The sequence below is a fragment of the Xanthomonas sp. NCPPB 3582 genome, assembly GCF_041475735.2.
Classification (GTDB): Bacteria; Pseudomonadota; Gammaproteobacteria; order Xanthomonadales; family Xanthomonadaceae; genus Xanthomonas; species Xanthomonas codiaei.
Genome location: NZ_CM192968.1, coordinates 3,844,458 through 3,865,366, shown reverse-complemented (window position 1 = coordinate 3,865,366; position 20,909 = coordinate 3,844,458). Strand labels below are relative to the sequence as shown.

Below are 20,909 nucleotides of genomic sequence, written 5' to 3'. Positions count from 1 at the left end.
CGTGTGCGCTGCGCATCGCGACATGCGCTGCATCGCACCGACTTCGGCAAGGCTTTGGTCATGACGTCTTCTTCTTCGCGCCGCGATTTCCTCAAGCGGGTTGCCGCGCTCACCGCCGCCGGTGCGCTACCGTCGTCGATCGGTCGCGCGCTGGCGCTGCCTGCCAATGCGCGCACCGGCACGCTGCGCGACATCGAGCATGTGGTGATCCTGATGCAGGAAAACCGCTCGTTCGATCATTACTTCGGCGCGCTGCGCGGCGTGCGCGGCTTCGGCGACCCGCACGCGCTGCAGCTGCGCGACGGCAACCCGGTCTGGAGCCAGCCTGCCGCCGATGGACGCCGGCTGTTGCCGTTCGCATTCGATTCGCACAACACCAGCGCGCCGTTGATCAAGAGCCTGGATCACTCCTGGAAGGCCGGCCATGGGCAGGACCCAACACGCTGGGCCGAATACGATGCCTGGGTGCCGTACAAGGGCGAGCTGACGATGGGCTATTTCCAGCGCCAGGACATCCCGTACTACCACGCGCTTGCCGACGCCTTCACCATCTGCGACGGCTACTTCTGTTCGATGCATGGGCCCACCAATCCCAATCGCATGTATCTGTTTACCGGTACCAGCGGGCTGACCGTGGGCGACACCCGCGCACAGGTGATCAGCAACGCCGACGACGGCAACTGGACCGCCGACATGGCGCGCGACAAACCCGGTTACGCGGCGATGGGCTGGACCACCTATGCGCAGCGCTTGCAGGCGGCCGGCATCGACTGGCGCGTGTACCAGGAATACGACAACTTCGGCTGCAACTCGCTGGCGTATTTTTCCCATTACCGTGGGCTCGATCCCGCCGACGAACGTTATCGGCGCGCACGTGCCTATGTGCCCGGATCCAGCGCAGACAACGCGGTCACCACCCAGGCCGATCATCTGATCGCAGCGATTGCGGCCGACGTGCAGGGCAATCGCCTTCCGCAGGTGTCGTGGATCATTCCACCCACCGCGTACTGCGAACATCCCGAAGCGCCGCCGGCCTACGGTGAGTCGCTGGTGGCGCGGCTGATCGATGCGTTGACCTCCAATCCGCAGGTCTGGGCCAGGACCGCGCTGATCATCAACTACGACGAGAACGACGGCTTCTTCGATCATGTGCCGGCGCCGTTGCCGGCGCTGGATGCGCGCATGGGGCGCAGCAATGTCGATGTGCGCGGCGAAGCCCATGACGGCGTGCCGGTCGGTCTGGGCATCCGCGTGCCGATGCTGGTGATCTCGCCGTGGACCCGCGGTGGCTGGGTCAACTCGCAGGTGTTCGACCACACCTCGGTGCTGCGCCTGCTGGAGCGCCGCTTCGGCGTGGCCGAGCCGAACATCAGCCCGTGGCGCCGCGCGGTCAGCGGCGATCTGACCAGCGTGTTCGATTTCCGCAAGCCGGACGATTCGGCGCTGAGCGCGTTGCCAGCGATCGACGACTACCGCGCGCGTACCGCTGCGTTGCGCAACAAGCCGCTACCGGTGCCGCCGAGCGACCCCGGCATGCCGCGGCAGGAGCCGGGCCAACGCCCCGCGCGCGCGTTGCCATACGCCCTGCAGGTGCATGCGCGCGTGCACGCCGGCAACGCGCTGCAGTTGCAGTTCGTCAACAGCGGCACCGCGGCGGCGGCGTTCAACGTCTACACCAGCAAGCCCAGCGGTGGCCCCTGGTATTACACCGTGCTGCCGGGCACGCAGCTCGACGATGTCCCGCCAGGTGCGCTGCACGAGGGGACGTACGCGCTGCGCGTGCATGGGCCCAACGGTTTCCTGCGCGAGTTCGCCGGCGAACTCCACCCCGACGCTGCGCAGCAGGCCGGGCCCTGGGTTCAAGCGCGACAGGACGGCGAGGCGCTGGTGCTGGAGATCGGCAACGCCGGGCCACAGTCCTGCGCGCTGCAATTGCGCGCGCTGGACCATGGCGACCCGACGCCGCGGCCGCTGCGCCTGGCCGCCGGCCAGCGGCAGAGCATCCGTCTGCCGCTGGCGGCGAGCGATCACTGGTACGACCTGGTGGTCGAGCAGCCGGGTGCGGCCTTCCGCCGCCGCCTGGCCGGCCACCTGGAAACCGGGCGGCCCAGCCGCAGCGACCCCAGCTTCGGGCGCGCCTGAGCCACGACGGCCGCATCGCGCGCTTCCAGTTGCGCTTCAACCGCAGATCGCCAGCGGCAACTCTGGCTCCTCGGCGATGGATGCGCGGGACATGCGGGACATGCGGGCGGGGCCTGGATGGCGGTGCGAGTGGAGCAGCGGCAAGGGAATGGTCGCCCCGGCCGTGCTTTGCGCGATCGCCGTGGACAGCCGCGGCCTGCGCCGGATCATGACCGAGGTGGCGCCAGCGCCGCGGCTGCTGTAGGAGCTGGGCGTGCGCTGAGTCGGCCGGGCGCGGGGCGGGGAGCGGTTATGATGCGGTCCGGTTTCGCTGCTGCGAGCCGCCCCCTCCCCAAGGAACTCTCAGCGCATGCGCATCCTGCTTGCTCGTCACGGCGAGACGCCGTGGAACGCCGAAGGCCGTTATCAGGGCCAGATCGATATTCCGCTGTCGCCGGTCGGCGAAGACCAGGCGCGTGCATTGGGCGAACGGCTGCAGACCTTGCAGATCACCCGTGCGGTCGCCTCGCCGCTGTCGCGCGCGCAGGCCACGGCCAAGGCCGCCCTTGGCGCGTCGCGCGCATCGCTGCTGCAGACCGATGCCGACCTGCAGGAAATCGCGCACGGCGAATGGGAAGGGTTGCTTGCAAGCGAAATCCACGACAAGGACCCGGCACGCCTGCGCGCCTGGCGCGAGGAACCCGATACCGTGCTGATGCCCGGCGGCGAATCGCTGCGCCAGGTGCTGGACCGCAGCTGGCGCGGCCTGGCGCGTGCCGCCGACGGACTGGGCGCCGACGACACCCTGCTGGTGGTCGCGCACGACGCGGTCAATCGCGTCATCCTGTGCAAGATCCTGGGCCTGCCGTTGTCCAGGCTGTGGACCTTCCGCCAGGCCCCGACCACGCTCAACCTGCTCGAAGGCGACGACGTCGATCATCTGGACGTGGTGCGTCTCAACGACTGCGCCCACCACACGCCGTTCTTCGGGGAAGCCAAGCATCGGGCGCTGTAGCTTGGTGGTGGCGTGTTGCGCTCGGGAATAATTCTGACTGTCTTCACGCTGCCAACATTCAGGTGATCGAGATGGAGTTCCATGCGTTGCTGCTTGCAATGCATGTGTCCTCTTTGAATTTGCATGTTTGAAGAGGGATGTTTGGTCTCGCTCTTCAGCGTTGCTTGGCCGCTGCGCAGCATGCGCATACGTCTGAGGGACCAGTTCGGTGAAAACAAAGCTGTTCGCTTTGATGAAGGTTGCCTCTATCTTCATGATGCTGGGACTAATTCTGCCTAGCACGCTTGCCACATTTATCCCGGCCGATTTCCTGCAAGGGCGCTATTGGAAGTGGCCAGCCTTGGCGATCGGCGTCGCGCTAACGATGTTTCTGCGTAGGCATAACCGTCGCTTGGGTCGACGAACAGACATGGAGGGTGGCGGGCACGTTCTTAAAGTCTTTATGTTCCTCGGGATGCCGGCAATGATGGGCTTTCTCTCCTGGTTGTTTCTGGCAAAAGCCATTCCCTGGGGAGTGACATTGCTGGTGGGGGCGACGTTCGAGGAGACATATGTCATGCAGACCTACCATCAATCGACGAGCGATTTTTGCAAATATCAATTGCGCGGTGGCCCGATGGAGCATGCATTTCCAAATTATCTTTGCATCAAGGAGGAGCTGTACCGCCGCTACCCAGAGCAGCCGATCGCGGTGACCTTGAAAGGGCAACGCTCGGTCTTGGGTGCGCGGGTCACTGAGATCTACGGGCCGCAATGAGTGGTCGAACGCGTGGTCTTTCTGGCAGTGGTGTCCCCCGCATGGATTGCTGCCGGTAAGTCCAAACAACCTTCCAAGGCCACGCGCGCATATCGCCTGTACGAATTGATGACGCGCCGTGCCGTGCATCGGTCTGACCAAGCATTCGCGAGGCATCAAGCGCCGACGTGGTGTGCGATGCGCACGCGCAAATGGCGATAATGTGCCCCTCTTTGCGCAGCCCTCCCCATGAACGCAACCACTTCTCTCTCCGACTGGCTCGCCTACATCGAGCAGCAGCATCCCAGCGCCATCGCGATGGGTCTGGAACGCGTACGCGAGGTTGCCGCGCGTCTGCAGCTGGAGACGCCGGCCAGGCACGTCATCGTGGTGGGCGGCACCAACGGCAAGGGCTCGACGGTGGCCTTCATCGAGGCGATCGGGCGTGCTGCCGGGTGGAAGGTGGGTGCCTACACCTCGCCGCATCTGCTGCGCTATAACGAGCGCGTGCGCATCGATGGCGAGGAGGCCGGCGATGCGCAGCTGGTCGATGCGTTTGCTGCGGTAGAGGCCGCGCGTGGCGACACCGCGCTGACCTATTTCGAATTCGGCACGTTGGCGGCCTTGTGGCTGTTCCAGGGCGCCGCGCTGGATCTGGCGGTGCTGGAAGTCGGCCTGGGCGGACGGCTGGATGCGGTCAATCTCGTCGACTCGGACGTGGCGGTGATCACCACGGTCGATATCGATCACACCGACTGGCTGGGCGAGGACCGCGAGGCGATCGGCGCCGAGAAGGCCGGCATCATCCGCGCGTGGAAGCCGGTGGTGCTGGGCGAGATCGACCCGCCATCGAGCGTACTGCGCCGCGCCTACCTGCTGGGCGCCAATGCGATCCGTGCCGGCAGCGATTATTTCCATGAACCGGTCGATGCGCAGCACTGGCGCTGGCGCGATGTGGCGGTGAGCCTGGAATTGCCGATGCCTGCGCTGCAGGCGCCGGTGCAGCTGGCCAATGCCGCCGCGGCGATTGCTGCCTTGCAGGCGCTGCCGGTGGAGGTGCCGCAGGCGGCGTGGGCGCAGGGGATTGTCGCGGCGCAGGTGGCAGGGCGTTTGCAGCGCCTGGATGTGGCCGGCGTGGAAGTCTTGCTGGATGTGGGGCACAACCCGCAGGCGGCGCGCGCGCTGGCCCAGGCGCTGGCCGCGCAGCCTGTCGCCGGCAGCACCTACGCCGTCTACGCCGCGCTGGCCGACAAGGATGCGCCAGGCGTGGTCGAGGCCCTGGCGGCGCAGGTCGACCACTGGACGCTGACAGGATTGGACGGTGCGCGCGGTCAATCGGCCCAGGCCCTGCAGCAACGCCTGCACGGCACCGCCGCCGCCCAGGCCGCTTGCCACGCCGACGTTGCTGGCGCGCTGCAGGCGGTGCTGGCCGCCGCCCAGGCCGGCGATCGGATACTGGTGTTCGGCTCGTTCCATACCGTTGCCGACGCGCTGAGCGCACTTCGTTCAGCCCGTTAGGGTCGGCAAGCGGGCGCCGGCCTTATAATCGCCGCGGCACCCCGCCACGCCGCCTCTAGCTCTCTTCTGTGGACACTGCTCTGAAACAGCGATTGATTGGCGCCATCGTTCTGGTGGCGCTTGCCGTGATCTTCCTGCCGATGCTGGTCAAGGGCCCTGCGCCGTCCAGCGGCGTGGCCGACGTTCCGTTGGAGGCGCCCGCCGCGCCCGGCAAGGGCGAATTCGAAACCCGTGAGCTGCCGTTGGTGACGCCGGGCGATGCCCCGGCCGGTGGTGCGCTGGGCATGGCCGGCGCCCCCGGCGCCCCGGCAGCGGTGCAGGACAACCCCGACGCCGCCGATCTGGCCACGCCGTCCAGTGCGCCGTCCGCGCCGGAAGTGGCGGCCGGCAACTACGCGGTCAATTTCGGCGCCTACGCCACCAGCGCCGATGCCGATGCGGTGATCGCCCGGCTCAAGCAGGCGCAGTTGCCCGGCTTCAGCGAGAAGACCCAGATCAGCGGCCGTGAGGCCTGGCGCGTGCGCGTGGGCCCGTATGCCGATCAGGCGCAGGCCGAATCGGCCCGGCTGCAGGCGGTGAAGGTCCGCAGCGACGTCAATGCCCAGGTAGTGACGCTGGATGCGAGCGCCAGCGCGCCACCGCCGGTGGCGACCCCGACCCCGGCGGCGGCGCCCAAGCCGGCCAGCAGCGCCACTGCCGCTGGCACGCCGGCCGCCCCCAGGACCGAAAGCCTGCCGCCGGAGCCAGCCAAGCCGGTCGCCGCCGCGCCCAAGCCGGCCGAGACCCCGAAGCCGGCACCGGCCAAGCCCGAGGTCGCCAAGACCACCCCGGCAACGCCGGCACCGGCCAAGCCCGAAGCGGCCAAACCCGCTGCGCCTGCCCCCACGGCTCCGGCAGCGCCGGCCGCCAGCGGCGTCGGGTTTGCGGTACAGCTGGGTGCCTTCGGCCGCGCCGAAGACGCCAATGCGCTGCGCGACCGTGTGCGCGCCGCCGGCTTCAGCGCGTTCGTCGAACAGGTCCGCACCGACAAGGGTGCGCTCAATCGCGTGCGCGTCGGTCCGGTGGCCAACCGTGGCGATGCCGAACAGTTGCGTGCGCAGGTGGCGGCCAAGGTCGGCATTTCCGGCATGGTGCGCCCGCATCCTTGAGATCAGCGCAATGCGTCGCGCCGTCGCCCGGCGGTTGCGGCGGCACGAGGGCGTAGCATGCTGTCTACGCTATCCACGTAAAGCAGACGCCGTCTTGACCAATGCATGCGTTCAGCACGCATCTGTTGCACCGAATCGTTCGACAGCCTCACGCCCAGGGAGGGGAAGGCCATGATCAGCTCGCCACGTTGCACAAGCGGCCCGCATGCCGCGCGGAGACATCGCCGATGATCGACATGGTGCTGGGCGTCATCATCCTGGTGTCGGCCCTGCTGGGGCTGCTGCGCGGCTTCGTCGCGATCGTGGTGGGAACCTTGTCGTGGTTGCTTGCCGGTTGGGCCACGTTCCAGTTCGGCGCGGCGGCCGCGCGCTGGCTGGCCGATGGCAAGCATCCGTCTGCGACCGAATCGTTCGGCGGTTACGCCATGGTGTTCGTCGGCGTGCTGATCACCGTGGCAGTGACCGGCATGGTGATCCGCGCCGGCGTCGACGCGGTCAAGCTGGGTGGTACCGATCGTATGCTCGGGTTCGGGCTGGGCGTAGTGCGCGGCGCATTCCTGGCCAGCGTGCTGGTGTTGCTGATGGGGTTCACCCCGCTGCCGCGCGAACCGGCATGGCGCCAGTCGGTGCTGTTGCCGGTGCTGGAGCCCGGTGCGGGCTGGATGCGGGCGCAGCTGCCGGGCTGGCGGATGCCATCGATGGAGATGCCGTCGATGGAATTGCGCAACCTGCCAGCGGAGTTGGGGAAGTTGCCCTCGGCAGGCGATAATGCCGACCTGGGCAAGGCGCTTGCCGGCTCGGGGCTGAGCGACACCATCACGCGTGCGCTCGGCAAGCAGCCCGGCAAGGCCGCCAGCGACGGACGCGATCCGGCGCAGGCGATGCCGGCCAATATCGATCCGGCGCAGGTTCGCGGCGGAGAAAGCGACCCCGCGCGGGTCGAGTCCCAAGGCCAGGCACGGCCACCTTCACAGTAACGGCGCAAGCCGAAGCGGAGAACACGCACCATGTGTGGCATCGTCGGTATTGTCGGCAACCAGAACGTCGCCGGGCAGCTGTATGACGGCTTGACCGTCCTGCAGCATCGTGGGCAGGACGCCGCAGGCATCGCCACCGCCGACGGCACGCGGTTGCGCGTGCAGAAGGCCAACGGCCTGGTGCGCGATGTCTTCGACGAAAGGAAGATGGCGGTGCTCGAGGGCCGTGTCGGCATCGCGCATTGCCGCTACCCCACCGCCGGGTCGGAAGGCATGGACGAAGCGCAGCCGTTCTACGTCAATTCGCCCTACGGAATCGCGCTGGCGCACAACGGCAACCTGATCAATACCGAGGCGCTGCGCCAGCAGGTGTTCGAAGCCGACCGCCGCAACATCAACACCGATTCGGACAGCGAAGTGCTGTTGAACGTGTTCGCCTACGAGCTGGACGCGCAGCGCATGCTCACCCCGGAAGCGGCGATCCGTGCCGTGGCCGGCGTGCACCGCCGTTGCAAGGGTGGCTATGCGGTGGTCAGCGTGGTGCTGGGCCTGGGCCTGGTCGCGTTCCGCGATCCGCACGGCATTCGCCCGCTGGTGCTGGGCAAGCGCGAACACGCCGAAGGCACCGAATACATCGTGTCCTCCGAGTCGGCAGCGCTGGACATCCTCGGCTATCAGCGCGTGCGCGACGTGCGCCCGGGCGAAGCGCTGGTGATCACCGCGCGCGGCGAGCTGTTCTCGGAAGTCTGCGCCGCGCCCACCGACCATGCGCCGTGCATTTTCGAGTACGTGTACTTCGCGCGTCCCGATTCGATGATCGACAACATCTCGGTGCACAAGGCGCGCATGCGCATGGGCCTGAAGCTGGGCGAGAAGATCCTGCGCCTGCGTCCGGATCACGACATCGACACCATCATTCCGATCCCGGATACCTCGCGCGACGTGGCGCTGGAAATGTCCAACGTGCTCGGCGTGAAGTACCGCGAAGGCTTCGTCAAGAATCGCTACGTGGGCCGCACCTTCATCATGCCGGGGCAGGGCGAACGGCAGAAGTCGGTGCGACGCAAGCTCAACCCGATCCACCTGGAATTCCGCAACCGCGTGGTGCTGCTGGTGGACGATTCGATCGTGCGCGGCACCACCAGCCGGCAGATCGTGCAGATGGCGCGCGATGCCGGTGCGCGCAAGGTGTATCTGGCCTCGGCCGCGCCGCCGGTGCGTTACCCCAACATCTACGGCATCGACATGCCGGCCGCCGAAGAACTCATCGCGCATGGCCGTAGCGAGCAGGAAATCCAGGACTTTTTGGGCTGCGACTGGCTGATCTACCAGGACCTGGAAGACCTGGAAGTGGCGGTGCGCGAAGGCAACCCGGACATCAAGCAGTTCGATTCCTCGTGCTTCAACGGCGAGTACATCACCGGCATCGAGCCGGGATATTTCGAACGCATCCAGCAGCTGCGCTCGGACGATGCCAAGAAGCGTCGCCGCGCATGAATCCCAGCGGCGCTGCCGCCGGCTGGCCGTGCTGGCGGCTGGAGTGGCGGCGCAGCTGGTGGGTTGCGCGGCCAACGACACGGCGGCAGTGCGCTCGGTAGACGACCACCGCCTGGGCAACGGACAACCGCCCGTGGCGCTGAGCACCACGCTGGACATGCAACTGGATTGGCAGCAGCAGGCCGCGCTGGATCCCGCATTCGCCACGCCTGCAGGCGCGCGGCGGCTGGATCTTGCCGGCGCCACACGCGTGGGCGAGGCGATCGTGGTGGTGCGTCTGCGCGAGGCGGCGGCCGCGGGCGCAGCGCCAGCGGGCCTGGCGGAATGGACGTACGCGGTGGATTGCCGCAGCCAGCGGACGCGCTTGCTCGGTGCAGGAATCGGTATTGGTGCAGGCCTGCCCGGCGCGTTGTCTTCATCGGTGCCGGCGCCTGCGCAGGCCGATCGCACGCGTCTGTTCGGGCTGGTGTGTGCCAACCGCACCGCCTGCGAGCTGCGGATCAAGGCAAACGCGTGCGAGCGGGTGCGTGCCGCATCGCTCGCAGCGCTGAGCCAGCCATCACTGCGGCAGGCAAAATGATCACGGATCTGTTCGACGCTGCATGCGCGTGCCTGGACGCTGCCGATCCGCTGCAAAAAGTCGCGTTGACGCAGCACTACGCAGCGGCGTTTCGCGATGGTCAATTGAGGATCGATCCGGCGGCGCCGCCGCCGGCGCCGATCCGCATGCCGGGCCGTCCTGCCGCGCCGATCCTGGTGCACCCGCGCGAGCTGCCGCGGCGCGGGCTGGGCACGCCGGACGGGCGTGCCGCCTTCATCCACGCCATTGCGCATATCGAACTCAATGCGATCGACCTGGCCTGGGATGCGGTGTACCGCTTTCGCGGGCTGCCCGACGCGTTCTACGCCGATTGGGTGGCGGTGGCCGACGACGAATCGCGGCATTTCATGCTGCTGCGCGCGCGATTGCAGGCGCACGCTCGCGACTACGGCGACTTCGCCGCGCATAACGGGCTGTGGGAGATGTGCGAGAAGACCGCACACGACGGACTGGCGCGGATGGCGCTGGTGCCGCGCGTGCTGGAGGCGCGCGGGCTGGATGTGACGCCAGCGATGATCGTCAAGCTGCGCTCCTTGGGCGATGCCGCCACTGCCGACGTGCTCGACATCATCCTGCGCGAAGAAGTGGCGCACGTGGCGGCCGGCTCGCGCTGGTACCGCTGGTATTGCGAGCGGGCCGGCATCGAGCCGCGTGCCCGCTTCAAGACGTTGCTGCGCGAGTATGCCGGCGGCTATCTGCATGGTCCGTTCAATATCCAGGCACGCCTGCTTGCCGGCTTCGACGAGGACGAGTTGGCCAGCCTGGTGGAGCAGGCCGGCTAGCGACGCAACGCGACTGGCCTTCGTGCGGTCGACGCCGGTCCGCTGTGTGGATGAATCGGCTGCGGCGCTGCGCCTGCTGCAGGCCGACGATCAAGTGTAATGACCCACTGATTTCCTGCTCAGGTGTTACTTTCCCCGAAGGAGACACCGATGAGCGAAGTGATGGAAGAAGAGATCAAGCGCTGGACCGCCCGGCGCAAGTCAGCGCTGGTGCTTGAGATCATCCAGAGCAAGACGACGGTAGCAGCGGCCAGCCGGCAGTTCGACCTGACCCCGGCTGAGATCGAGAACTGGGTTGAGGAGGGCAAGCGAGGCATGAAGAACGCCCTACGGGCGAAGCCCGAGGACGTGCGCGAGCAGTACGAGCGGCAGCTGAAGGACTTGCAGGAGGCCTACGGCGAGGCGATGTTGGAGATCCGCGCCCGAAAAAAGCTGGCCTCCCTGCTGGGAAAGGACGAGAGCTGATGCTCTCGGTCCAGCAGGGCCTGAAGGACGAAGGTGTTTCGGTTCCGATGACCAAGTTGTGCCAATGGTTCGGTGTGGCACGTCGCACGACGTACTACAAGCCGACCAGATCGCCAGCCAAAGTGAAGCCGGAGCTGGCCGAACCGATCAAGAAGATGATCGAGACGGAGCCGAGTTTCGGCTATCGCACGGTCGCTGCGCTGCTTGGTATGAACAAAAACACGGTGCAGCGGATCTTCCAGCTGAAGGGCTGGCAGGTGCGCAAGCGTGCCCTTGGCCAGCGCCCGCGCATTGAAGCCAAGGTCTCCCGCGCCGAGAAGCCGGATCAACGCTGGGCCACTGATCTGTGTCGCGTTTGGGGCGGCAAGGACGGCTGGCTGAGTCTGGCGCTGGTGATCGACTGCAGCACGCGGCAACTGCTCGGCTGGCACCTGTCACGGACCGGTAAAGCCAGCACGGCATCTGCCGCACTGGAGCAGGCGCTCATCACACGCTACGGCACGCTGGGCCGAGTGCAGGAGCCATTTCTGCTTCGCTCAGACAATGGTCTGGTGTTCACCAGCCGCGACTACACCCGACTGGTTCGCAGCTATGGGCTGATGCAGGAGTTCATCACCCCGCATTGCCCACAGCAGAACGGGATGGTGGAGCGTGTGATCCGGACCTTGAAGGAACAGTGCGTGCACCGACATCGCTTTGAGAGCCACACACACGCGCTGCGAGTGATTGCTGACTGGATCGCCTTCTACAACCAACAGCGCCCTCACCAGGCGCTGAAGATGATGACCCCGGATGCGGCCTATGCCGCTACATTAACTGCATGACCTGAGCAGAAACCGATGGGTCATTACACGAGGGCGATTCGGCTTCGGCTGCGCGCGGTGGCGCCGCGTGACCGTGCGACGGGCAGGCCGGAGTGCGGGACCACGCGCCGGATCGCGATGGTGCCGCGTGGCAACGCGCACGCGGCATTGCACCGGGCCTCGCTCGCCAGCTGCCCGGCACGAAGGCGAGACCGCTGCCGGTGTGGACGCTGCCCGCTGCGATTGCGTGCTGCCTGATCGCGCGCTGCCCGGCCGCTCTGCCATGCGACGAGCGCGGCCTGCCGGACCGGACTGTGCGCTGGTTCCCTTCCTGGCGCCGCCGGAATCGCATCCAGTGGCCGCTATTCATCACATAAACGTAATTTTCTTTTGTAACAACTTGCAAAAAATACATTCGTGCGCGCCCTAATGGCGTTCCGGGGACAGGGGCCCGGTGCTTTGCATCCGTTACTTCCATGTCTTAGGAGAGAGAGACGATGAAGTCGAAGTCGATGTGCACCACGGTGGGCCTGATTGCCATGTGCCTGGCCGGCACCGCCGCCGCCGCGGGCAAGCCGCTATACCAGGCCGGTCCGGCGCTCAGCCGCAGCGCCGCTGCCACGGTCACCACCGAACCCTCGCTGCAACGCCTGTTGAGCGCACCGTCCACCGCCAATGCCCAGGTGGTCCAGCTCGATGCCGGCGCGGTGGCAGCGGGCGAGAAGCTGCTGGAATTGCAGCTGGATGGCCAGACCATCACCGCCACCCAGGCCAAAGTGGACGCGCTGGAAGGCGGCGACAGCGTCTGGTACGGCAATCTCGGCCCGCGTGCCGGCACCCGTGCGCGCACGTTGTCCGGCGTGGATCCGCTGAACTCGGCCATCCTGGTGCGTAGTGGCGACACCGTCACCGGCACCATTCGCTATGCCGGCAAACTGTATCGCCTGCGTCCGCTGGCCGATGGCCGCCACGTGCTGGTGCAGGTCGACGAGCAGCGCATGCCGCAGGAGCATCCGGCCGAGTACAGCCTGTTGCCCAAGTTCGACATGCCGGGCGACGGGCGCGTCACCACTGCGGCTGCCTCGTCCGGTAGCCCGGCCACCATTCGCGTGCTGGTGGTCGCCACCAACAAGGCGGTCAATGCGTACGGCGGCAACATGCAATCGCTGGTGCAGCTGGCGGTGGCCGAAGCCAACCAGGGCTATATCAACAGCAACGTCGGCATCACCTTGCAGCTGGCGCGCTACGAGACCACCAGTTACACCGAATCCGGCAACTTCACCACCGATCTGCAACGCTTCCGCGTGACCAACGACGGTTACATGGACAGCATCCACACCAGCCGCAATACCTACACCGCGGACGTGGGCGTGATCGTGCTGGACAACAGCAGCTACTGCGGCCTGGCCTCGGGCATCGGCTCGAATGCGGCCAGTGCGTTCGCCTCGGTGTACTGGGATTGCGCCACCGGCTACTACAGTTTCGCGCATGAAATCGGCCACTTGCAGAGCGCGCGTCACGATGCCACCAACGACCCGAGCACTTCGCCGTACGCCTACGGCCACGGGTATCGCTACGGCAACAGCTGGCGCACCATCATGGCCTACGACTGCAACAGTGGTTGCCCGCGCCTGAACTACTGGTCCAATCCCAACATCAGCTACAACGGCGTGCCGATGGGCAATGCCAGCACCGCCGACAACCAGCGCGTGCTGGTCAACACCAAGGCCACGATCGCCGGCTTCCGCTGAGGCCGTGCCTGCAGCTCCCGTCCCGACACCGTCAGGTGCCGGGACGGGGCGCTACTCCCGCACGCGATGATCGCGCAGACTAGAGGCCCCGCCGGCGCCAGCCGGTCACGTCCTGTCGAGCGGAGTCCTCATGTCTACATCCTCGCGTTATGCCGTCGCGTGCCTGGTTGCGCTGGCGGTGCTCGGCTGCCGGCAGCAGCCGGCCGAGCCCGCTGCCACCACGCCCACGCCTGCCGCGTCAGCGCCGGCGGCCGTGACCGGCAACGATGCCGAGGCCCGCGCGCTGCACGTGCTCGAAGCGCAGCTGCAGCGCGATCACGCCTATCCGGACAACTGCATCAGCATTCTCACCGAAGCCGGCGATGCGCCTGCTGCGGGTACATTTGAATTTGCCGTCCACGAGCGCCACGGCAACGGTTGCCCCGGCGACCCGCAGACCAGCCCGGTGCGCGATCGCTTCCGCGTGCAGGCCGACGGCACGGTGCAGTGGTACGACGTGGTCAACGCCGATTTCGTCGACTACGCCGAGCGCGCGCGCAGCCTGCAATAAGGCCTGCGCAGCAACACCAGCATCTTGAATTCCGGCCGCGGCTTGAAGGCACTGCCCGCTGGCGCGTGAGCGACGTGTCGGCCGCTCGCAACACACCGGCGGCGCAACTACAGTGGCAGTTGTTCCAGCGCAACGCCGTCGGCATCCACGCGCAGCACCGAGCCCTGTTCGTACCAGTCGCCCAGCACGATGCGCGTGCAGGTGCGATCGCCGGCCTGCACGGTGTGGATGGCGGGGCGGTGGGTATGCCCATGGATCAGGCGATCCACACCGTAACGCACGAAGGTGGTCTCTACTTCGGTCTGGGAGACATCAGTGACGGTTTCCAGCTGTGCCTGATCGCCTTGCTGGAGTTCGGCGTAGCGGGCCTGGCTTGCGGCACGCGCCTGCTGTGCAAAGGCCACGCGCGCTGCCAGCGGTTGCGACAGGAATTGCGCCTGAAACACCGGGTCGCGCGTCTGCGCGCGGAAGGCCTGGTACGCGGTGTCGTCGGTGCACAACAGGTCGCCGTGCATCAACAAGGTGGTGTGCCCGTACAGATCGATCACCGTGGGGTCGGGCAGGATGCGGAAACCCGCACGCTGTGCATAGTGTTCGCCAACCAGGAAGTCGCGATTGCCGGCCATGAAGAACACCGGCACGCCTGCATCGGCCACCGCATGCAGCGCCAGCGCGATCGCATCGGCCGCGGTCGACGGGGTGTCGTCGCCAATCCAGGCTTCGAACAGGTCGCCGAGGATGTACAGCGCATCGCTGCCGGGCACCTGCGTGCGCAGGAACTCCAGGAACAACTCGGTGATCGCCGGCCGGGCCGGATCCAGATGCAGATCGGAAATGAACAGGGTCGTCATCGCGTCATTGTACGGCGGGAGCACGGGACGGGAATGCAGCAAGCCCCTCTCCTGCGGGAGCGGGGTTGGGGTGAGGGTACGGGCGAAGCCACTCGGCAATCGATAACACCAGGCCTCGCATGCACCCTCATCCGCCCCTGTGGGGCACCTTCTCCCACAGGGAGAAGGAACAGCGGAGACGCTCTGAAATTTGCTGAGTTCGTCTTGGCTCCCTGTTCGCCCGCATTGCGCCGGTCGGTCAGAAAACCGGTTTTCACGCAAGCCTCTATCGCTTACCCCAGCAGCGCAGGCAGCCCCCACAGCGACAGGCTCGCCAGCACCACACCGATCGCGGTGGCGGCCAGCACGTCGCTGGGATAATGCAGCCCCAGCACCACGCGCGACAGCGCAACACCTGCAGAGAACGGCACCAGCAGCGGAGCCAGCCAGGGATAGTAGGCCAGTGCCACGATGCTGAAGGACACCGCGTGCAGGGTGTGCCCGGACGGAAAGCTGAACTCGTCCAGCGGCGCCACCCAGGCGCGGATGCGCACGTCGGCCGCGTAGGGGCGCGGGCGGCGGGTCCAGCGCTTGAGCGCCTTGTACAGCGTCAGCGCCAGCACGCCGGTCGCGGCCATGTGCGCGGAGGCACGCACGCCGTCCATGCCGTCGAGCAGCACCAGCAGCCCCATCAGGCTGTACCAGAACACGCCGTCGCCCAGCCGGCTGATCGCGGCAAACGTGCGCCGCACCGGGTGGCGACGGCACCAGTGGTTGGCGCGCCGGCACCAGCGCGCTTCGTGACCGCGCCATACCTCAAGCCGCGTCGACGACATAACGCCCCCGTGCAGCGGTGATGCCCAGCAGCAGGGCCTCGAAGTCGGACACCACAGTGTCCGGGTGCAGTTTCTTCATCGCCTGCGCGGCGGCCATACCCAGGCGCTGGCGCAGTGCATCGTCCTGGGCCAGCGCCACGGCGGCCTGGACGAAGGCCTCATCGGTCTCCACCGCCGCGCCGTTCTGGCCATTGCGCAGGTACTCGCGTGCGGCGCCGTAGTCGAAGGCGACCGTGGCCACACCGCTGGCCATGGCCTCCAGGGTCACATTGCCGAAGGTCTCGCTGCGGCTGGGAAACAGGAACAGATCGCCGCTGGCGAAATGGCGCGCCAGCGCGTCGCCGCGCTGGATGCCGCTGAAGATGAAGTCGGGGTTTTCATGCGCGATCTTCTCGCGCGCCGGGCCATCGCCTACCCAGACGAAGCGCGCCTTCGGGCGCACCTGCTGTAGCTTGCGGAATGCATGCACGGCCAGCGGCAGGTTCTTTTCGTTGGCGATGCGCCCGACATAGATCGCCGCAAACCCTTCGCCTTCGATCCCCCATTGCGCCCGCAACGCCGGATCGCGCCGTGCCGGATCGAACTGCTGGCTGTCGACCGCGCGCGCCAGCACCTGCACGTGCTGGAAGCCGTCATCGCGCAGGGTCTGCTGCAGCTCGCGGGTGGGTACCAGGGTGGCTTCGGCCTGGTTGTGGAAGCGCCGCATCCAGCGCAGTGCGGCGCCTTGCAGCCAGGCCGCGCCGTAGTCGGGCAGGTATTCGTCGAAGCGGGTATGGAAGCCGCTGGCCACCGGAATGCCCAGCCGGCGCGCGGCCCGCATCGCCGACCAGCCCAACGGGCCTTCGGTAGCGATGTAGATCGCATCCGGTTGGCTCGTGCGCCAGTGGCGGACCAGGCGCTGGGTGGCCGGCAACCCGAACTTCAGCCCCGGATAACGCGGCAGCGCCGCGCCACGCACCAGCAAGGCATCGGCGGCCTCGGCCGAATCGTTGTTCTGGCGCGGCCGCACCACGTCCACCTGGTGCCCGCGCGCGCGCAGCCCGGTTTCCAGGCCATGCACCGTGAGTGCCACGCCGTTGACTTCGGGGGGATAGGTTTCGGTAACGATCGCGTAGCGCATGCCCGTTCTCCCGTTTTCGCTAGCTTCCGGGAGCGCGATGGCATTGATGTTGCGCCGACAAGTCGCGGTAGTGACAAGCGCGACGGGAGTGGGAATTCGGGATTCGAGATTCGGGATTGGAGATTCGCAGAAGCGGTGCACTGCCAGCGTTTAGCGCAACCGCTGGCTGTCAGGCAAAGACATCAGAGCCCATGTCAAACAAATCCCGAATCCCCACTCCCAAATCCCGCCTGAGGCCTCCGGCCTCAGGTCACAAACGGTTTGAAGGCGATACCGATGGTGTGCCGACAAGTCGCGGTAGTGACAAGCGCGACGGGATGGGAATTCGGGATTGGAGATTCGCAGAAGCGGTGCACTGCCAGCGTTTGGCGCGACCGCTGACGGTCAGGCAAAGACATCAGAGCCCAATGCCAAACTAATCCCGAATCCCGAATCCCGAATCCCACCTGAGGCCTCCGGCCTCAGGTCACAAACGGTTTGAACGCGATACCCAGGCCGGCCATGCTTTCCACTTCGCCGATCAGGTCGGCGCGCAGCAGCGGGCGTGAGTCGATCCAGCTTTGCGACAGGATCAATGACAGCCGTGTGTCTTCGGCGGTGAGTTCCAGGGTCGGAATCGGGTCCGCTTCGTGCGCGCGGTGCAGCAACACCGCCAGGCGCAGCAGCGCGGCCTTGCGGCGGGTGGGCAGCAGCAGGCGGTCGGGCAGGGCGTCGAAGGCGGTCTTGGGCACGTTGCGCCGATGCGTGCGCACCAGCGCAGCCAGCACCTGCTGTTCCTGCCGCGAGAAGCCGGCGATATCGGAGTGCTCCAGGATGTAGCTGCCGTGCACGTGGTACTGGCTGTGCGCGATGATCAGGCCCAGTTCGTGCAGGCGCGCGGCGCGACGCAGCACCTGTGCATCGTCGCCGTCCAGTTGCCAGGAGTCGCACACCTGGTCGAACAGGCGGCAGGCGGTGGCCTCCACGCGCTGCGCCTGCACTTCGTCGATGCCGTAGCGCTGCACCAGCGAGGCCACCGAACTGTCGCGCGGGTCGTTCTGGCCGGCGCGGCCAAGCATGTCGTACAGGATGCCTTCGCGCATCGCCGCCTTGCTGACCATCAGCTTCTCCAGCCCCAGCGCCTGGAAGGCCGCTTCGAGCACCAGGATGCCGCCGGCAATGATCGGCCGGCGTTCGGCGGCCAGCCCGGGCAGCTGGATGTCTTCGATACGCTTGGCCTTGAGCAGCTCCTCGCGCAGTGCCGGCAGCGCCTGCGCGGTGATCGCGCCCTTGGTGAGCTTCATCGCCGCGCAGATCTCGCCGATCGCCTTGTGCGTGCCCGACGAACCGATCGCTTCGTGCCAGCCCAACGCCTTGTACTGGCCGGCGAACTGCTGGAATTCGGCACCGATCTCGGTCAGCGCGTCCTTCCATTTCTTCTTGGACAACTTGCCGCCGGGAAAGAACCGCCGGGTGCTGGCGATGCAGCCGGCCTGCAGGCTTTCGCGCTCCAGGGTCTGGAAGCCGCGGCCGATGATGAATTCCGTGGAGCCGCCGCCGATGTCGATCACCAGCCGGCGCTGGTCGGGCTTGGGCGGTTGCGCGTGGGTGACGCCGAGATAGATCAGGCGCGCCTCCTCGCGGCCGCTCACCACTTCGATCGCATGCCCGAGCGCGGTTTCGGCCGGCATCAGAAACGTCTGCGGCGAGCGCAGCTGACGCACCGTATTGGTGGCCAGGGCGCGCACGCGCAGCGAAGGCACGTCGCGGATGCGCTGCCCGAAGCGCGCCAGACACTCCAGCGCACGCTGACGCGCCTCGTTGGACAGGCCGCCCTTGCCATCCAGACCATCGGCCATGCGCACGGTTTCGCGCAGGCGGTCGACCACCCGCAGCTGACCCATCAGGTAGCGCGCGATGACCATGTGGAAACTGTTGGAACCTAGATCGATGGCAGCAAGAAAATCGCCATCACGCAGGGGGGCAATCGTGGGGGAGGATGTTGGCATGGGCCGCATGGTAGCCGATGGGCCGTTGGCCACGTGAGAGTCCCCGGCCGCGGCGTTCTCAGATCCGATCGAGCAGCGTCATCTGCGCCGAATGTGGCGGTTCTCCGGGCGCAGGGGTGCGCTTGTGGTAGACGCCCTCGGCATCCAGTTCCCAGGCGCTGACGTTGTCGTCCAGATAGTTCTGCAGCACCTCGCGATACACGCGCCTGGCCAGATCCGGCTCCAGGATCGGGAAACAGGTTTCCACCCGGCGCAACAGGTTGCGTTCCAGCCAGTCGGCGCTGGCGCAATACAGCTCGGCCGCGCCGTCGTTGCCGAACCAGTACACGCGGCTGTGTTCGAGAAAACGCCCCACGATCGAACGCACGCGGATATTGTCGGATACGCCCGGCACGCCCGGCCGCAGCGTGCAGGCCCCGCGGATGATCAGGTCGATCTGCACGCCGGCTTGCGACGCGGCATAAAGGGCTCGCACCACCTGCGGTTCGTTGAGTGCGTTCATCTTGGCGATGATGCGGCCCGGGCGGCCGTTGCGGGCCAGGCGGGTTTCGCGTTCGATGCGTTTCAGCACGCCGGCATGCAGGGTGAACGGCGATTGCAGCAGCTGATCCAGCTTCATGCGCGGGGCCAGCCCGGACAGTTGCTGGAACAGCATGTGCACATCGTTGCCGATCTCCGCATCGGCGGTGATCAGGCTGATGTCGGTGTATATCCGCGCGGTGCCGCTGTGGTAATTGCCGGTGCCCAGATGCACATAGCGTTTGAGCTTGCGTCCCTCGCGGCGCACGATCAGCAGCATCTTGGCGTGGGTCTTGTAGCCGACCACGCCGTAGACCACCTGCACACCGGCTTCCTGCAACTTGTCGGCCAGCCCCAGGTTGGCTTCTTCGTCGAAGCGCGCGCGCAGCTCCACCACCACGGTCACGTCCTTGCCGTTGCGCGCGGCCAGGATCAGCGCATCGACGATCAGCGAGTCCTTGCCGGTGCGGTACAGCGTCTGCTTGATCGCCAGTACGTTCGGATCGACCGCCGCCTGCCGGATCACGTCCAGCACCGCGGTAAACGCATCGAAGGGGTGGTGCAGCAGCACATCGCCCTTGCCGATGATATCGAAGATGCCCTCGCTGTCGCGCAGGGTGCGCGGATTGAAGGAGGGATATTTGAGCTCGGGGCGCTGCACCAGGTCGTAGACCTGGGTGACGCGGCTGAGATTGACCGGGCCAACGATGCGGTACACGGCGTTTTCGTTCAGGCCGAAGTTCTGCAGCAGGGTGCGCATGATCGGCGCCGGACAATCGTGCGCGATCTCCAGGCGGACCGCCGGCCGGTAGCCGCGCGTGACCAGCTCATCGCGCAGGGCGAGCGCAAGATTTTCGACTTCTTCCTCGTCCACCACCAACTCGGAATTGCGGGTGACGCGGAACTGGTAGGACCCCTTGACCTGCATGCCCGGGAACAGCTCGTCCACGAACTCGGACAGCACCGAGGACAGGAACACGAAACTCTGCGCGCCTTCCGGCGACAGGCTGGACGGCAACTGGATGATGCGCGGCAACGAACGCGGCGCCCGCACGATGGCCAGGTGGCCGGCGCGTCCGAACGCATCCTGTCCTTCCAGCACCACCACGATGTTCAGGGTCTTGTTGAGGATCTTCGGGAACGGATGCGCCGGATCCAGCCCCAGCGGCGACAGCACCGGCATGATCTCGTTACGGAAGTAGGCGCGCAGCCAGCGCTTCTGCCGCGCCGTCCACGCGCTGCGGCTGAGCACCGCCACGCCGGCCTCTTCCATCGCCGGGCGCAGCACCTCGTTCCAGGCGTGGTACTGCTGCTCAACCAGCTTGGCCGCGCGATCGTGCACGGCATTGAGGATGGCCGTGGGGCTCAAGCCGTCCGGTGCCGGTGGCAAGCCGAACTCCTGTGCATGCCGTACGGTGGCGGCGCGGATCTCGAAGAATTCGTCCAGATTGGTGCAGGAAATGCACAGGAAACGCAGGCGTTCCAGCAGCGGCACCTGTTCGTCCAGCGCCTGCGCCAATACCCGGAAATTGAAGTCCAGCTGCGACAGCTCGCGGTTGATGTACAGCGCCGGATCACGCAGCGGATCGGTGGCGATGTCGTCGCCGGTTTTGACGTCGTGCAGTTCTTTGGCGTGGCCCATGGAGTCGGTC

At 66.6% G+C, this 20,909-nt stretch carries 18 protein-coding genes; 13 read left to right on the top strand and 5 right to left on the bottom strand.

Annotation, left to right across the window (positions count from 1 at the left end):
• Positions 1-60 precede the first annotated feature (60 nt).
• From ACCQ05_RS16335 to ACCQ05_RS16275, 13 genes are all read left to right on the top strand, one after another.
• A complete protein-coding gene (locus ACCQ05_RS16335) occupies positions 61-2,142 on the top strand; it encodes a phosphocholine-specific phospholipase C (protein ID WP_372391555.1) in 2,082 nt (693 codons plus the stop codon).
• A 349-nt stretch (positions 2,143-2,491) separates the two neighbouring features.
• Positions 2,492-3,136, top strand: a complete 645-nt coding sequence (locus ACCQ05_RS16330; RefSeq protein ID WP_372391553.1) for a histidine phosphatase family protein — start codon at positions 2,492-2,494, stop codon at positions 3,134-3,136.
• Positions 3,137-3,344: 208 nt separating this feature from the next.
• Positions 3,345-3,893 carry a hypothetical protein gene (locus ACCQ05_RS16325; RefSeq protein WP_372391551.1) on the top strand — a complete coding sequence of 183 codons (549 nt, stop codon included), beginning with the start codon at positions 3,345-3,347 and terminating at the stop codon, positions 3,891-3,893.
• A 228-nt stretch (positions 3,894-4,121) separates the two neighbouring features.
• Positions 4,122-5,390, top strand: a complete 1,269-nt coding sequence (gene folC, locus ACCQ05_RS16320; protein ID WP_372391549.1) for a bifunctional tetrahydrofolate synthase/dihydrofolate synthase — start codon at positions 4,122-4,124, stop codon at positions 5,388-5,390.
• Positions 5,391-5,458: 68 nt separating this feature from the next.
• The gene (locus ACCQ05_RS16315; RefSeq protein WP_372391546.1) at positions 5,459-6,538 is read left to right on the top strand and encodes an SPOR domain-containing protein; all 1,080 of its coding nucleotides are present in this window, start codon (positions 5,459-5,461) and stop codon (positions 6,536-6,538) included.
• 227 nt (positions 6,539-6,765) lie between these two features.
• Positions 6,766-7,515 carry a CvpA family protein gene (locus ACCQ05_RS16310; protein WP_104539813.1) on the top strand — a complete coding sequence of 250 codons (750 nt, stop codon included), beginning with the start codon at positions 6,766-6,768 and terminating at the stop codon, positions 7,513-7,515.
• A gap of 30 nt (positions 7,516-7,545) precedes the next feature.
• A complete protein-coding gene (purF, locus tag ACCQ05_RS16305) occupies positions 7,546-9,012 on the top strand; it encodes an amidophosphoribosyltransferase (protein ID WP_104539812.1) in 1,467 nt (488 codons plus the stop codon).
• Positions 8,987-9,592, top strand: a complete 606-nt coding sequence (locus ACCQ05_RS16300; RefSeq protein WP_372391542.1) for a hypothetical protein — start codon at positions 8,987-8,989, stop codon at positions 9,590-9,592. Before purF ends, ACCQ05_RS16300 begins: the two co-directional genes overlap by 26 nt.
• Complete coding sequence (locus ACCQ05_RS16295) at positions 9,589-10,395, top strand: ferritin-like domain-containing protein (RefSeq protein ID WP_267475856.1); 807 nt, start codon at positions 9,589-9,591, stop codon at positions 10,393-10,395. Before ACCQ05_RS16300 ends, ACCQ05_RS16295 begins: the two co-directional genes overlap by 4 nt.
• A gap of 150 nt (positions 10,396-10,545) precedes the next feature.
• Positions 10,546-10,860 (top strand): DUF1153 domain-containing protein, encoded by a 315-nt coding sequence (locus ACCQ05_RS16290; protein WP_372390370.1) that lies wholly within the window; start codon positions 10,546-10,548, stop codon positions 10,858-10,860.
• Positions 10,860-11,684 carry an IS3 family transposase gene (locus tag ACCQ05_RS16285; RefSeq protein WP_228964733.1) on the top strand — a complete coding sequence of 275 codons (825 nt, stop codon included), beginning with the start codon at positions 10,860-10,862 and terminating at the stop codon, positions 11,682-11,684. Before ACCQ05_RS16290 ends, ACCQ05_RS16285 begins: the two co-directional genes overlap by 1 nt.
• 476 nt (positions 11,685-12,160) lie before the next feature.
• Positions 12,161-13,414 carry a zinc-dependent metalloprotease gene (locus ACCQ05_RS16280; protein WP_372391540.1) on the top strand — a complete coding sequence of 418 codons (1,254 nt, stop codon included), beginning with the start codon at positions 12,161-12,163 and terminating at the stop codon, positions 13,412-13,414.
• A gap of 130 nt (positions 13,415-13,544) precedes the next feature.
• Complete coding sequence (locus tag ACCQ05_RS16275) at positions 13,545-13,964, top strand: hypothetical protein (protein WP_104539807.1); 420 nt, start codon at positions 13,545-13,547, stop codon at positions 13,962-13,964.
• Positions 13,965-14,071: 107 nt separating this feature from the next.
• Here the strand turns inward: ACCQ05_RS16275 and lpxH are convergent, their stop codons facing one another.
• The 5 genes from lpxH to ppk1 all read right to left on the bottom strand — a co-directional run bounded on the left by lpxH (position 14,072) and on the right by ppk1 (position 20,899).
• Positions 14,072-14,815 carry a UDP-2,3-diacylglucosamine diphosphatase gene (gene lpxH, locus ACCQ05_RS16270; protein ID WP_104539806.1) on the bottom strand — a complete coding sequence of 248 codons (744 nt, stop codon included), beginning with the start codon at positions 14,813-14,815 and terminating at the stop codon, positions 14,072-14,074.
• Positions 14,816-15,087: 272 nt separating this feature from the next.
• Positions 15,088-15,630, bottom strand: a complete 543-nt coding sequence (locus ACCQ05_RS16265) for a phosphatase PAP2 family protein (RefSeq protein ID WP_104539805.1) — start codon at positions 15,628-15,630, stop codon at positions 15,088-15,090.
• The gene (locus tag ACCQ05_RS16260; RefSeq protein ID WP_372391537.1) at positions 15,611-16,750 is read right to left on the bottom strand and encodes a glycosyltransferase family 4 protein; all 1,140 of its coding nucleotides are present in this window, start codon (positions 16,748-16,750) and stop codon (positions 15,611-15,613) included. Before ACCQ05_RS16260 ends, ACCQ05_RS16265 begins: the two co-directional genes overlap by 20 nt.
• Positions 16,751-17,211: 461 nt before the next feature.
• Positions 17,212-18,738 carry an exopolyphosphatase gene (gene ppx, locus ACCQ05_RS16255; RefSeq protein WP_228964253.1) on the bottom strand — a complete coding sequence of 509 codons (1,527 nt, stop codon included), beginning with the start codon at positions 18,736-18,738 and terminating at the stop codon, positions 17,212-17,214.
• 58 nt (positions 18,739-18,796) lie between these two features.
• Positions 18,797-20,899: a polyphosphate kinase 1 gene (ppk1, locus tag ACCQ05_RS16250; RefSeq protein ID WP_372394129.1), complete on the bottom strand. Its 2,103-nt coding sequence runs from the start codon at positions 20,897-20,899 to the stop codon at positions 18,797-18,799.
• Positions 20,900-20,909 lie beyond the last annotated feature (10 nt).